This window comes from Desulforhabdus amnigena (assembly GCF_027925305.1).
Taxonomy (GTDB): domain Bacteria; phylum Desulfobacterota; class Syntrophobacteria; order Syntrophobacterales; family Syntrophobacteraceae; genus Desulforhabdus; species Desulforhabdus amnigena.
Genome location: NZ_BSDR01000001.1, coordinates 3156528 through 3170992, shown reverse-complemented (window position 1 = coordinate 3170992; position 14465 = coordinate 3156528). Strand labels below are relative to the sequence as shown.

Sequence of the window (14465 nt, the reverse complement as noted above, 5' to 3'; positions counted from 1 at the left end):
ACGGAAATGGGCAGAGCGAGCATCGCTTACACGAACAAGGACTACGACTCCCTGCGCCGGGAACTGCTGGCGCGGGTGCCGCAGCTCACCGACCGCTGGACGGATTTCAACGCGTCCGACCTCGGCGTGGTGTTGCTGGAACTCTTCTGCGGCATCGGCGACATGCTGGCCTACTATCTCGACGCCCAGGCGGCGGAGGCCTTCCTGCCCACCGCCCGCCAGCGGCAAAACGTCATCAACCTCTGCAAACTCATCAGCTACCGGCTCGACGGGCCGGTGGCCGCAACCACCGCTTTGCGTTTCTCCCTGGCCGCGCCGCTCGACGCGGACCTGGTGATCCCGGCGGGAACGACGTGCAGGGCCCGTCTGGAAGAAAACGACATCGTGTTCGAGACGGCCGAAGACGCGACGATCCCTCGGAGCCGGACGAGCGTCGATGCGGGCGCGCGCCAGGGGAAACGCAAGACCGAGAACTTCACTGCCCACGGGGAAACGGGCGATCCGATCATCCTGGCCGGAAAGGAAATCGCCCACGGGTCGATCCGTGTGTGGGTACAGGACCAGGAATGGACCGAGGTCTCCCACTTTCAGGAAAGCGGCTCGGACTCGCGCCACTTCATGGCCGAGACCGATGCGCTGGACATCACCCGGATCGTCTTCGGCGACGGATTGCGCGGAGCGGTTCCCGACTCCGGCGCGGAAATCCGCGTCGAGTACCTCGAAACTCTCGGGGCCGAAGGCAACCTGGGTCCCCATCTCGTCACCGAGCTTCTCACGGCCATCTACCTCGACGGCGGTCTGGTTCCTCTCGCGGTAACAAACCCGGTCCCAGCGACCGGCGGAGCGGACCGCGAGACGCTGGAACACGCCCGCCGACAGGCCCCGGCCGAGGTGCGCTCGCTCTGGAAGGCGGTCACCAAGGAGGATTACCTGGCACTGGCCGAAGGGTTCCCCGGCGTGGCCAAAGCCCAGGTACTCGACGTCAACGACTGCAAGAACATCCGCTACTACCAGGTCAACCTGGCTGTGGCCCCGGACGGCGGCGGTCCGCCGTCAACGCTTCTCAAGCAGGACCTCGCCGAATACCTGGAATCGCGCAAGGTCATCACCGTCGAGATCAACCTCTTCGATCCCGTCTATCGGCCGGTCTCCATTGACGCCGAGGTGTTCGCCTATGCCGGCGAGGACCTCGACCTGGTCCGAAGCCGCGTCGAACAGGCCTTGGCGGACTTTTTCGCCTTCGACCGCATGAGCTTCGGCGCTCCGGTTCATTTCTCGGATCTGGTAGCGCTTCTGGACGGCGTGCGGGGCGTAAGCCATGTGCGCATGTACACGCCGACCCAGGACATCGACATCCGCGCCGGTCAGATCGCGTCACTCGGTCAGGTCAACCTCGACGTGCGGAGGGCGTCCTGATGTCCTCCTACTTCGAAAAGAAACTCATCGACCTGCTTCCGCCGCTCTACCGCGAACGGGATGAGTCCGGCGATCTGGATGCCTTTCTCAAGGTCCCGGCCGCGAGCCTGGACGAACTCAAGGTACTGGCCGAGCGTTTCCCCGAGATTTTCGACGTCGGGCGTTGCGAGGAGATGTTCCTGCCGTTTCTCGGAGAGATCGTCGGCCACCGCTTCGATCCCACCGTAAACGCGGCGGCCCAGCGGCGTCTCATACGCGAGGCCGTGGAGATTTACCGGCGCAAGAGCACCATCCCCGCCATCGGCCGCTCGCTCGTTGACATCGGGTGGGAAGGGCGCATCGAGGAGACTTTCCATAAGGCGCTGCGCCTGAACCGCCGTTCGGTTGTCGGACGGGCCAAACTGCCGGGACTGATTTACAGCCTGGGCGTCTACCGCATCGACAGCGACAACCTCGTCCAGGGAGTCCGGGACGCGCTGCCCTTCCATCATCCCGCGGGGACGCGGGTCTTCTTCCTGCAGTGGCTCTACACGCTCCTGTCCATGGAGTCGGATTTCGAGGCGGTCATCAAGAAGGTCGTCGAGCGGGTGTGTCTCGGGCATCTGCATGAAACGTTCGTGGTCAACCACAACGCCCTGAACACGGATTTCCATCTCACCCGCAAGAACAAAACCTGGGGTTGGTGGCGGATCACCGACGGCACCACGCTCATGCAGGACATCGAGCGAGCCGCGGTGTGCGTCTCCCGCTGGCATGGCCGCTCGCCCCGGTTCCGTCTGAACACCGGCGACCTCAACGCCGAACGTCTGCCGAACCTGTGGATCAGCGAACGGCGTGCGGCGTTTTGCTGCGAGATCGAAACCAAGCCCGCGGTGGAACCGGGCGTCTCGTTCATCCGGCTGGCGGGCCAGGAACTGAATCGTTCGCGCCTGAACCGTTCCGCGCAGTCTTGCCGGGTCAAGTTCCGGCAGAAAGATCTGCTCTCGGAAGCCGTCCAGGATGCGCCCGACCTCGCGGGAGACCGCCGCACGCACCGGTACGGGAAGCGGTCACGGCTCTCCCATTGGTTCCGCGTCGGGCATTCGAGGCTCGGAAGGGACGACAAGGTCTCCGGCGCGGCCGTGGGCCGTCACCTTTTCATCACCGCCTATGCCGACGCTCAGTGGTCGGAGGTATCCGGCGCATGGGACGTCGTCGACCGCTGGCGCGCCCGCAGGCCCGGCTTTTCCCTGAACAACAAGGCGCTCAACCTCGCCGAACTAACCGACGCCTATGTGACCGAGGCCCGCGCATCCTTCGAGATGGACGTGGACACGGGCATTCCGCGCCGAAGACGCGTGGAGACGCTCCTGCTCAACCGCCGCAGGCTGAACCACACCGGCTTGCTTTTGTCGGTAGACCGGACCCGGCCCATGCGGCTCGGCTCGATGCCGCTCAACGGATCGGGCTTCCGCAGGTCGAAGCCTTGCCTTCGCTGGCGTTTCCGCCAGCGGGACGATCACGCCCAGGCGACCGCCGGTTTCGAGGCGGCGGCGAACCAATACACGGTCACGCAATGGCCGGCGGCATAGGAGAGATCGATGGCGATACATCTGTACGAAGACATCATATTGACCCAGAGGATATCCGAAGGGGACCTCACGAATCCCGATGGCGACACCTACAACGGAACGGACGGGGAAACAAAAGACAAGGAGCTGTTCGTGGCCAACGAACAGACGACCCTCGCCGCGGCCCTGGCATCGGGGGCGACCTCGCTCCAGCTCTCCGCGCCTCGCTTCAGCGACGGCGAAATCATCATCGTCGACGACGAACAGATGCGCATCCTGAGCGGCGGCGGGACGACCGTCCTCGCCGTGGAACGCGGCTACGGCGGCACAACCCCTGCCGCCCACAATGCGGGTGCCGCGGTCTACTCCGGGTACGACTATACCGGGCTGGTGATCGAACCGGTGGATGTCGCCGGGGGCGACGAGTCGGCTTGGTACGCGCTGGCCCTGACACAGGCCGGCCTCGATACCGCCGTCGGAGGCGCACCGCTCAACCTGGGAGACAAGGCCCACGACGTGACTCTTTCGTTTTGGCGTCGCTGCACGGTGCCGTCCGGAACGCCGGTGCAAAACAAGACCGACCTCAAACTCCGGCTCACCGGTACGGAAAACCCGATCCTGTAGGAGGAACGTATGGGCTATCACAGCACATCCGAGACCGCTTCAAACACCGCGGATTTCCTCGTCCGCCTGAAAGATTTCCTCGTGGGAACGGTCGGCTGGACGCTTCGAGACGACCGCTCCGGTGACGCGGAGCCCAGTTACGTCCTGGCATCCCCGGGAGAGAGCGGAGCCGAAGACATCTTCCTCCGGTTCGTAAACGACAGCGCGGTGGACCGAATCGCGGTCCGCGCCTACCTGTACTGGGACGCGGCCACACACACGGGCGTGAAAGAGGCGTTCCACACAAGCTACACCTACATCAAGACCGTGGATGCTTCCGCGTTCCTGTATTGGTTTTACGCGGACAGGGATCACGTCTTCATCGTGACCAAGATCGCAGCCGTCTACTACGGCCACTATTGCGGCCTTCTGAAGCGCTTTTGGTCCGGAGCCGTCGCCGTCACGCAGTCGGCCGCATCTCCGGGTTCAGGGGTCACGCTGCAGGTCAACGACGCCTCCATCTTCAGGGTCGGAGGCTATTACCTGATCAAGGACAACGCGGGAATCGAACGCGTCCAGGTGACGGCGCTGGATACGGTCGCGTCCCCCAATACCGTCACTCTGGCGAGCCTCGTCGCAGCCTATGCGTCGGGAGCGAAGATCGGCGAGGACCCGCAACCGGTCGTCGTCGGCCACTACCAGTCCCCGGGCAGCTTCTACGCCATCAACAAGTTCGACGGCTGGGCGAGCACGACCAGCCAGACCGGCACCTGCGGCGCGGCCCACGGCGGTTTCCAAACCGCCAGCAATCCCGATCAGCGCCAAGGGCTCATCACGTTGTTTCCGTGGCTCGCGGCCCATACGACGGCGGCCTACAAGGAACTGCGGGGCGAACTGATCGAGGTCTACGCCCACGGCGGCGGGATCACGGACTCCGAAGATGTCCTCGATCTCGGAGGAGTCACCTACAAGGTTTTCAACCTGTCCGGTCCGGGCTGGTGCGCGGTGAAGGAGTGATTCCATGGCGATGAGGCAAGGCAACAAAAAGGAGATCGAGGCGAACGCCGGACGCCTGACCCCGATGTTCCGGGTGGTCCGCAACGTCGGCAAGGCGAACAGAATCACCGGGAGGTTGAGACGTGGCAATCCGTAGCGGAAATCGACTCGCCGTAGCGCCCTTCGCGGGCCCCGTGATTCCAATGAACCGCGCCCGGATGCCGGCCTTCCCGGCGGTCGTTTTCGAGGCCGTCGGCGCGGCATCGGAAACGCGGACAATCCGACGCGACACGGATGCGGCCTTGAGGATCACGGCGGAGGTGGACGCCCCCGCCGACATCCAGACCGTGATCGTGCGGCCGGTCCTGCGGAGCTTCGACCTGCGGGGATGGGTGGTCCGTTTCCCGACAACCCTTTCCGACGCAGCCGTCCGGATTCACCGGCCGGTCGAACGGCGGAGCGACACCTGCTGCGCGGTGTTCGCCGAGGTCGAGCGGACGGCGGATTCGGAACAGCTTGTGGTGCGCGAAACAGCCCGTCAAGCGGAATCGCGCCAGACCGTCTTCGCCGTGCTGATCCGCGAAGGCCACACGATCCAGACCTGAAGGAGGAATAGCAATGTCACTTGGACTCATCGTCAAAACGGGCCGCATCCTCACCGCCCGGCTGCTCATGGGAGACCCCATCGAGGGCATCACCCACTGCGCCATCGGTGACGGGGACGCCACGTTCACCGATCCCGTCAATCCGCCCGCTCCGGACATCGACCAGACAGCGCTCAAGAACGAGCGGGCCCGCAAAAAGCAGTACAAGCGCACCTTTCTCAAGGAGGACCCGGAAGGGACGCTCATCGTCAACGGCATCCATTACATCGAAACCGGCGAGGAGACCCAGACCATCGGCGTCTTCTTCCGCTTCGAGGAAAACGAAGCCAACGGCATCACCATCCGGGAATACGGATTCTTCGGCGGAAACGTGGCCTACATCGCCGGACTCCAGTCCGATTATGCGGCGAACGGCGTTTACCACCCGGACACCAATCCGACCGGTGAGGTGCTCGATCCCGGCTATCTGTACGAAGTGAAGAACATCCCCGACTTCAACAAGACCTCGGACACGCGGGTGGAGCTGGTCGGGGTCATCAAGATTTAGGAGGAAAGACCATGTCCATCTCGCGCGATACGTTCGACCCGGCGAAAAACTACAAGCGGGTCCGCTACCACCAGGACCGGGACCTGCTCGACTCGGAACTGAACGAGCAGCAGGACATCATCAACAACGAGCGTAGGAAGCTCGCGGACATCCTCTTCAAGGAGGGGGCCATCGTCAGCGGCTTCGGCGTGACGGTCGCGGCCAACGTGCTCACCGTGGCCGAGGGGCTGGTCTACATCGACGGCTGCCTGGAGCGCGTGCCCGGCGCGGTGCTCACCTACGACCCGGCCAAGACGAGCGGCGCGGATTACGTCTATGTCGAACTGCTCAAGTACAACTACGGCTACAACCAGGACGCCGTGCTCATCAACCCCGCCACCGGCGAACCCACCGCCGAGCGTGAGAAGTGGGTCTTATCCCTCAAGAATCACGACACGAGCGGCGAGGCGTTACCGAACAACGTGACCCAGCGCAAGGTGGTCGCTGTCCACAAGTTCGACCGCGAAACCGGCGACGTGACGGCGACCGTCCGCGAAAAATCGAACCTCTACCTGCAGGACCTGCTCGGGACACTGCCCGGAAGCCGCATCACCGTGGCGTCGATCACCGAGGATCAACTCGCCTTCGCGGCCGCCGAGGGGCTGAACTCGCTGCTCCAGAACCTGGCCGAGCGGACCTACGACCAGGCCGGCAGTTATCTGGTCAAGGGACTCGACAGCTTCATCGGCGACAACGACGGCCAAAACGTCGAGGTGATCACCAACGCGGGCCGAGCTTATATCCAAGGGTTCCGCCTGCAGAAAGACCTGCCCACAACCACCTTGGTGCCCAAGTCCACGGCGGTCAAATCGGTCCGGGGTGAACAGAAGACCTACGTGGTCGGCACCCGGCGCTATGCCCTCAACAACACGCCTCTCAAGGAAACCACTCAGGTCGAGGCCATCGTGGAGATCGTCTCCAACATCACCCGCGGCTCCGTCGGGGGCGGCGAGGACCTGCTCGTCCCCAACCCGGTGGTGGATATCATCGAGGTGAGCCAGGGTGCGACGGTCTTTCAGGAAGGAGCGGACTGGCAGCAGTCCGGCAACTACGTGGACTGGCTGGGTTCGGGCAACGAGCCCGCCATCGGCACGACTTACACCGTCCGCTGGACCTACACCAAACAGATGATCGAGGGGACGGACTACGTGGACGGAGGCTGGTTCGGACGTTCGGGCCATCCCGCGGCTGACGAGTATTTCTATCTGGTCACCGCGCAGAGCGCCGCCGGCGAAACCCAGTACGATTCCGCCAAGGTCGTGTCCCGCGACACCCCGGCCGGTGAAATCAACCGCCTCTCCTGGCTTCCGGTCAGCGGCGCGACCGGTTACCGCATCTATCGCGGCACGCAAAACGCGGCCCGCGCGGACTTTCAGCGGCTCAAGGACGTGGCCGCCGGGGTCACGTCGTACACGGACGACGGCGTGGATGTGATCGTCGGCGGCAACCCGCCCGCCTCCAACACGAGCGGCCTGACCATGTCCCCGGTGCAGGTCGAGCCCGGCAACCTTTCCATCATCAATTTCGGCCGCGCCAATATCGGCGACGAGCCGGTGGCAGGCTCCAACTGCAGCATCGACTACGACTACTACGTCGGACGCAGGGACATCATCTACGCCACCACCCGCGAGATCAAGCGGCTGGAAGGCGCTCCGGCGGACTGGCCGAAGCTGCCCATCGTCCCGGAAGGCACGCTCGGACTCTGCAGCGTCGATTGTCCGCCGAATTCGGTGGACCTGACGGTCCAGAACTTCGGCCTGACCCGCGTCACCATGGACCAGATCCACGAGATCATCAAGGACGTCGAGGACCTCAAATACAACGACGCCCAGTTCCAGATGAACAACGAGCTGCAGAACCGGGACGCCCAGACCAAGAAGGGCGTCTACTCCGACGACTTTTCGAACGACGCCCAGTCCGACATCTATCACAGCGAGTGGAGCGCCCGCATCGACCGGGTCCGGCGTTTCGCCGCACCGGCCAGGACAGCCTCGGCCACCGTGCTCACGGTAAATCCCTCGGCGAGCAACGCCTTGTTCAAGGGCAGCCTCGCGTTGCTCCCGGCCACGGAACGTGTGCTCGTCGAGCAGACCGACTGGTCCGAGGTCAAGAACATCAACCCCTACGCCGTGTTCGAGAAACCCGATGCCTCAGTGGAGATCACGCCGAACATCGGCAGGCGCGGCCAGACCGGAATCGCCGTGGTCGGGTCCAACTTTCAGTCCAACGCGAACAACGTGACCATCCGCTGCGACGGCCAGGTGGTGGCGTCGGGTGTCCACGCGGACACCGCGGGCCGCGTGAGCGCGTCCTTCGTCATCCCCGAGAACGCGCGCAACGGCAACCGCATCGTGGAAATGACCGACGGGCTCTATTCCGCCCGAGCCGGCATTCAGATCAACGATCCGATGGTCATCACCCGCATCGAACGCATCGTCGAGGAGCGCATCATCCGCGTGCCCGTGGTTCAAGTGGTCTGGCGTACACAGATCGTCACCGTGCGCAACGATCCTCTGGCCCAGACCTTCAGCTTCACCGAGGACAAGGTGGTCTCCGGTGTGGGATTGTATTTCACCGCCAAAGACCCGTCCATCCCGGTCACGGTCCAAATCCGCGGCGTCACCACGGGTCTGCCCAACGGCGTGATTTTCGCTGAAAAGGTCCTGGCCCCTGGCGACGTAAGTCTGAACGTCGAGACCAAGGTCGTCTTCGCCAACCCGTTTTACGCGCAGGCGGGAACCAGCTATGCCGTCGTGTTGCTTACCAACAGCAGCAACTACCGCATGCGCGTCGCCACCCTGGGGCAACTGGGTCAAAACGGCGTGATCACCCGGCAGACCTATGCGGCCGGCGTGCTGCTGGAAAGCTCCAACGCCGAAACCTGGACCCCGCTCAACGGCTCCGATCTCACCATGAAAATCTATGGTTACGACTTTCAGCCCAGCGGAGAGGTGCGCTTCCAGCCCATCACCGGCGTACAGTTCAGCGATCTGAACCTGGACGAATACTCATCCGTCCCTCAAGGCACCGGCATCGCTTGGGAGTATTCCACCGACGGCGGCGTCCTCTGGGACGCCATCGTGCCCGCGGAGGAGGAGCGCCTCCCCAACTTGGCAAGTCAAGTGCTGGTCCGGGCGCTTTTTTCCAGCAACGCCGCCAACATCTCTCCGGCGTTGATCCACAAGGATGTGAACCTCATCGGGTATCTCAACAACCCGACGGGCACGTACCTTAATCGGGAAAACGAGCTCACCCAGGGCGTTTCATCCACCAAAATATACACCCAGATGAACATCCCGAGCGGGACGACCATCAACTGGTTCGCCTCCAATAACGGCGGCGCGACCTGGGAAGCCATGTCGATCCTGACGACGCGCAAAATAGACGAGGAGTGGACGGAGTACACGCTCACCAGGACCTTTTCCGACCCGAACGGAAACAGGGTCCGCTACAAGGCGGAGATGACCGGCAACAACCTGGTGTACCCGAGGATTCACACCCTCGGTGCGACGCTGAGCTGATCGGAGGAACGTCATGATCGTTCGCAGACAAGGCGGATTGACCGAGTTCATCCCCTCACCACAGGAAAAGCGTGACGGAATCCTCCGGGACCACACCCTCGATCTGCTCGCCAACCTGGACGCCCGCTTGCGGCGCATTGAGGAGCGGCAGGGCATTGAGCCGGACGCCGCCGAGGCGTTCGCCGGACTCATGGCCCGCATCAAGCGGGAGGAGATCGAGGCCGGGCGGATCAACCGGGAACTGATGGACGCCGGATACCTGCATGAAGACCTGTCCGCCGCGGCGCTTGCGGCGCAGGCCGGGAGGAACCAACCATGAGCATCACCATCAAGAGCAACACCGATACGATTCTGGAACTGCCAGGGCTTACGGGTACGCTCGGGCCCGGAAAGGCCGCCGTCGTTCAGGCGATGACCCCGGACCTGCTGCGCGCCGTTGACCTCGGCCTGCTGTTGGTCCCCTCGGGAGCTGAACCGCCCGAGGGGCTGCCGCCGGTGGTGTTCGACCACCGCTACCCGCACGTTCTGCCCCTGACGGCCGCTCGTGCCTACTATGTCCGCGTCCTCCGGTCCCCGGGCGCTTTCCACGACGGGACCCGACCCCGGAACTTCATCGCCTATTACGGCGACGGAGCGGGCATGAGCTGCGCCTTCTCCGACAACGGGCTCGCCTGGGACAAAGAGAAAAAGGTCACCGGCATCGCGGTCAACGGCTATCACGTGGTCTGCGCCCTGGAGACCGCTGACCGGCTGCGCATCCTCTACTGGAACCCGGATGTTCCCAATCAGCCCTATGCCATGGCCGGTCTGCGCACGGCTGTTTGTGATCCGTCGGTCGACCCCGCCGCGTTCACGGGCGACACCCCGTGTTCCGGCGACCTGGTGACCGAGGGAAGCGTCCAGGTCTGGAACCGCGGCCATTACGGGCCGTCGTTCCTCTGGCACAACCCGCTGCCCACCTCGGTCGAAGGAAGACCTTTCACCTGGCGCTACACCATGTATTTCATCGCCTCCACCGGCGGCAACGACAGCCTCGGTCTGGCCTGCTCCAATGACGCGGTCGTATGGAAGTTGTTCGGAAACGGCCCGATCCTCTCCGGCCTGATCGACCCACAGCTATGGGAAGGCGCGAACGGATACGTCTCCTCCGCCCATGTGGAACGGCTTCCGGACGGGAGATGGTGGATGCTCTACTCCGGGGGCTCCGCGGGAAACGCCGGAATCGGCTACGCATGGTCCTGGGACCGTGTCCACTGGCGCAAGGCGGAGATCAACCCCGTGTTCAAGAACGGCAGCGGGCCATTCCTCGAGCGCTGCTACACGCCGAGCCTGGTCCGGGACGCCGACGGCTCGCTGCTCCTTTACCGCGCGGCCAAGGATGCGACCGCCTACCGGACCTTCGTTTCCCGTCTGCGGGCACCGGCCCTCGGATGGCGTGACCTGCTCGGCCCGGACCGGCTCGGTCAGGGTCTCACTGCGCGTGAATCTGTCCGGCGTGGCGTCGGCACCCAAGCCGAGCGCGACGCAGCCATCCCCGCCCCGTCCATGGGCGACGAGTGGTTCAACACCGACCTCGCGGGCGGCGGAAAGTGGGAAAAACACACCGGGACGATCTGGAAGCAGACCTGATTCCCGGAACACCTCACTTTTCTTCGGACGCCGGGCAATCCCGTAACCCCGCGTGTTTCCGCAGGTTGCGGCCGCATGTACATAACCCATTGGAATCAAATGGTTTATGTGTCGAATTCGCCTTGCTTTCTGTTCGGAAAGAAGCCTGTATGTGTGTGAACACAAGAGCCAATCCCTTGCCGGGAACGGGCTTACAGAACGCAAGGAGAGACCATGGACTTACGCTGGATCAACTTCGGAATCGAGATCGAGACAGTCAAGCGGACGCGCGAGCGGGTCGCCCAGGCGATCCAGTCGGTGGTGGGCGGCCAAGTCCGCCACATCGGCAGCCCAGGGAGTTTCGACCCCTGGGAGGTCACCGACGAGCATGGACGGGTTTGGAAAGTAGTATCCGACGGCTCGCTCATCAATGTGCCGGTCCACCTGCGGGCCGAGGTGGTGAGCCCCGTCCTGTCTTACGAGGACATCCCCGTCCTCCAGGAGGTCGTCCGGGCGCTGCGGGCCTGCGGAGCCAAGGTGGACGACCGTTGCGGCATCCACGTCCACGTCGACGCCACGGCCTTTGACGGCCGGACCCTCGGCAACCTCGCCAAGATCGTCTACAAACAGGAAGCGCTCATTCTCACCGCCCTGGGCGTGAACGAGACACGCCGCCGCAACTACAGCAAACCGGTGAGCGACGATCTCATCGCACAGATCGAGCGCCGCCGTCCCAGGACCAGGGACCAGCTCAACCACATTTGGTACGGCTACCACAACCGGCAGCCCCAGCACTACGACAGCACCCGCTACCACGGGGTGAACCTGCACAACGTCTGGTACCGCGGCACGGTCGAGTTCCGCTGGTTCGAGGGGACGCTCCACGCGGGCAAGGTGAAAGCCTACGTCCAACTGGTCCTCGCCGTGGCGGCCAAGGCGCTCAACGGCCGTGCCGCATCGAGCCGCAAGAGGTCCTTCGATCCGCAGAGCGCCCGGTACGACTTCCGGGTCTTCCTGCTCCACCTGGGGCTCATCGGCGACGAGTTCAAGACAGCGCGCAAGCATCTGATCGCCGCCCTGCCGGGCGACTCGGCCTTCAAGCGCGGCAGGGCAAAGCCGGACAACACCTTATCCGCAATCCAAAATCCGCAATCCGCAATCGAAACCCGGCCTCCGGCGTTTTCGGGGGACGAGACCATCGGGACGCAAGGAGGCGCGTCATGAGAGTGCTGATTCGAAACACCGCCCTCAATGGTCAGCCGCTGGAAGGCGACGGCGAAATCTTCACCGGGGCGACGGTGACCGACGTGGTCCTGGCCATGAAAGGAGCCTCGCTCTTTTCCGACCAGCGGGACCTCGAGGATTACATCGACATGGTCTTGCGCAACGCCAAGATGCTGTCCGGCGTCGAGCTGGCGGTCCGGGGCGACACGCCGGAGGAAAAGGCCGCATCCTTCCTGGATGCCCTGATCAAACACGGCCTTGCCGAGGTGCAGGACGACAAACCCGCGCGGATACCGATTCCCGCCCTGGTCTGGCAGGGCATCGACGCGGTCCGGCTCTCGGGGCAGACCAACATGCTCGACCGGCCGGTCGTCGCCCGGCTGGCCGGGGAGCTCGGATATCCCGATGCCGCGAGCTGGATCGAGGAGCATCCGAAGGAATACGCCGAGGGCGTCTTCCGCGGGTTCATCGTCGATCCGCAGGGAGGGAAATCCTGATGTGCGGGCTCGCGGGAGTCATCTTCGGAAATAAGCGGCGACGCGCCGAGGAGCGGGAGTATCTCGCCTGGCTCTTCACCCGCCTGCTGCTGCTGAGCGAGGAGCGCGGACCACACGCCACCGGCGCGGCATGGCTCGACACCGACGGCGGACACCGGCTCTTCAAGCGGCCGGTGACGGCCGAGCGGTTCGTCACGGACAAGGCCTTCGCCGAACTCCTGGCCGGCATAAACAACCGCGCCACGCTTCTGCTCGGCCATACCCGGTGGCGCACCCGAGGGGACGAGCGGGTCAACAGCAACAACCACCCGATCCGCGCCGGGGAGGTGATCGGCACCCACAACGGCACCATCTACAACGCCGACTACCTGTTCCGGCGCTGGAAGATGCGGCGCTTCGCCGAGGTGGACAGCGAGATTCTGTTCCGCCTGGCCGCGAACGCCGCCCGGGACGGGGCCATGGATATCGAGCGGTTCAAAGCCCGGCTCCGACGCTGTCGGGGTCAGATCACCGCCGTCATCGCCTGCCGGACCGATCCGCAAACCGTCATCGTGCTCAAGGGCAACCGACCGCTGGAACTACGCTGGCATCCCCGCCGCAAAGCGGTTCTCTACGCTTCGGACCCCGCATACCTCGACGCCGTGCTGGCGGAGGAAAAAGGCTGGCGTGAGATTGCGGTCCCGCCCATGAGCCTGGTGGTGTTCCGGCGCGAGGACCTGGCCGGGTACTCGGTGGAACCGTTCGAGTTCGTCGCCCAGGAGAGAAAGGGCGCGGAACCATGACAGACACTCCAATGAACCCCATGAACCAGGCAATGAACCCAACAGAACCCTTGAAGCCGAACACAAACGGAATACTGAGACTCTTCGTCTACGGCACCCTGAAGCGCGGTTTCTGGAACCACGACCGCTTCTGCCGGGGCGTCCTGGCCATTGAGGACGCTCTGGTCCGCGGCCGCCTCTTCGAGACATCCTCCGGAATCCCCGTCCTGGAGGTCCCGGAGGAGGACATCCTTGCCGTCGGGACCACCAATCCACTCGCCGACGTGGCCACCTGTCTGCGTGCTGAAACGCACAGGCAGGTACAAGCGCGCGTCGTGGCTCGCATGTCCAATCCCGACCCAACCCCCGACCGGCTCCCGAAGAAGGGCACAGGCGCGCCCTGGGGCCCCGTGTATGGGGAGCTTCTGACCTTCGACGATCCCGAAAACCGCCTTCCGGCCATCGACCGGCTGGAGGGGTTTCACCCCGGCGGCCCCTGCCTCTACCGCCGCCTCCTGGTCTCCGTCCGGGCAAAGGAAACCGTGCTCCCGGCCTGGCTCTACGTCGGCTTCCCTTCGAAAGAGAGGGGACTGCAACCGTTAGGGTCCTCACAATGGCCCCGGAACGGGTAACTTCTCTCGAACGGCAGGTTTGTGACCCGGATAGGGATCGATTCCGGTATGTATTCCGTGAGGCGGAAAATCGAGAGATCGCCAGGGCAATCGATACAGACAAATCCAGGTTTCTGCGGTAAATTGCGGTTGACAATCGGAAAGGATTGGCGTATCATTATTTGTTGGAAAATGGGAGGGGTGTGCCCCTCTCTCTTTAAACGGCCGAGGCGAGCGGTGAGTCGTGAACCGTAACATTCCGCGGGAGCAGGAGAAATGACCGAGATCGAAGACCGATGGCTGTCGGTGGAAGAGATATCCAAATACCTCGGTGTCAGCAACGACACGGTGTACCGATGGATCGACAAGCACCGGATGCCCGCTCACCGGATGGGTCGACTTTGGAAATTCAAAAAAGACGAAATCGATGAGTGGGTAAAGGCCGGAGGTGCCTCCTCACACGACCAGAGGACAGAGTAGGCAGGTA

15 protein-coding genes are annotated in these 14465 nt (G+C 63.7%); all 15 read left to right on the top strand.

Features of this window, described 5'->3' with window-relative positions; translation table 11 throughout:
• The first annotated feature begins 6 nt into the window (after positions 1 to 6).
• Positions 7 to 1416, top strand: a complete 1410-nt coding sequence (locus QMG16_RS13440) for a baseplate J/gp47 family protein (RefSeq protein WP_281794938.1) — start codon at positions 7 to 9, stop codon at positions 1414 to 1416.
• Entirely contained in the window at positions 1416 to 2987 is a 1572-nt protein-coding gene (locus QMG16_RS13435) for a phage tail protein (protein WP_281794937.1), read from the top strand. The genes QMG16_RS13440 and QMG16_RS13435 overlap by 1 nt, the downstream gene beginning before the upstream one ends.
• Before the next feature lie 9 nt (positions 2988 to 2996).
• On the top strand, positions 2997 to 3590 hold the full coding sequence (locus QMG16_RS13430; protein WP_281794936.1) for a hypothetical protein: 594 nt from the start codon (positions 2997 to 2999) through the stop codon (positions 3588 to 3590).
• Between the two features lie 9 nt (positions 3591 to 3599).
• Entirely contained in the window at positions 3600 to 4586 is a 987-nt protein-coding gene (locus tag QMG16_RS13425; protein WP_281794935.1) for a hypothetical protein, read from the top strand.
• Between the two features lie 4 nt (positions 4587 to 4590).
• The gene (locus QMG16_RS13420) at positions 4591 to 4722 is read left to right on the top strand and encodes a hypothetical protein (protein ID WP_281794934.1); all 132 of its coding nucleotides are present in this window, start codon (positions 4591 to 4593) and stop codon (positions 4720 to 4722) included.
• A complete protein-coding gene (locus QMG16_RS13415) occupies positions 4709 to 5170 on the top strand; it encodes a hypothetical protein (protein ID WP_281794933.1) in 462 nt (153 codons plus the stop codon). The genes QMG16_RS13420 and QMG16_RS13415 overlap by 14 nt, the downstream gene beginning before the upstream one ends.
• 13 nt (positions 5171 to 5183) lie before the next feature.
• Complete coding sequence (locus QMG16_RS13410; protein WP_281794932.1) at positions 5184 to 5717, top strand: BW3TFN family phage tail fiber component; 534 nt, start codon at positions 5184 to 5186, stop codon at positions 5715 to 5717.
• Between the two features lie 11 nt (positions 5718 to 5728).
• The gene (locus QMG16_RS13405) at positions 5729 to 9277 is read left to right on the top strand and encodes a DUF4815 domain-containing protein (RefSeq protein WP_281794930.1); all 3549 of its coding nucleotides are present in this window, start codon (positions 5729 to 5731) and stop codon (positions 9275 to 9277) included.
• Between the two features lie 13 nt (positions 9278 to 9290).
• Positions 9291 to 9596, top strand: coding sequence for a hypothetical protein (locus QMG16_RS13400; RefSeq protein WP_281794928.1), 306 nt, complete (start codon positions 9291 to 9293; stop codon positions 9594 to 9596).
• A complete protein-coding gene (locus QMG16_RS13395; protein WP_281794925.1) occupies positions 9593 to 10906 on the top strand; it encodes a glycoside hydrolase family protein in 1314 nt (437 codons plus the stop codon). Before QMG16_RS13400 ends, QMG16_RS13395 begins: the two co-directional genes overlap by 4 nt.
• A gap of 213 nt (positions 10907 to 11119) precedes the next feature.
• Entirely contained in the window at positions 11120 to 12109 is a 990-nt protein-coding gene (locus tag QMG16_RS13390; RefSeq protein WP_281794923.1) for an amidoligase family protein, read from the top strand.
• Positions 12106 to 12606, top strand: a complete 501-nt coding sequence (locus QMG16_RS13385; RefSeq protein ID WP_281794921.1) for a DUF5049 domain-containing protein — start codon at positions 12106 to 12108, stop codon at positions 12604 to 12606. Before QMG16_RS13390 ends, QMG16_RS13385 begins: the two co-directional genes overlap by 4 nt.
• Positions 12606 to 13388 carry a class II glutamine amidotransferase gene (locus QMG16_RS13380; protein WP_281794919.1) on the top strand — a complete coding sequence of 261 codons (783 nt, stop codon included), beginning with the start codon at positions 12606 to 12608 and terminating at the stop codon, positions 13386 to 13388. The genes QMG16_RS13385 and QMG16_RS13380 overlap by 1 nt, the downstream gene beginning before the upstream one ends.
• Complete coding sequence (locus QMG16_RS13375) at positions 13385 to 13999, top strand: gamma-glutamylcyclotransferase family protein (RefSeq protein WP_281794917.1); 615 nt, start codon at positions 13385 to 13387, stop codon at positions 13997 to 13999. Before QMG16_RS13380 ends, QMG16_RS13375 begins: the two co-directional genes overlap by 4 nt.
• A 255-nt stretch (positions 14000 to 14254) precedes the next feature.
• Complete coding sequence (locus QMG16_RS13370; protein WP_281794916.1) at positions 14255 to 14458, top strand: helix-turn-helix domain-containing protein; 204 nt, start codon at positions 14255 to 14257, stop codon at positions 14456 to 14458.
• The last annotated feature ends 7 nt before the right edge of the window (positions 14459 to 14465 follow it).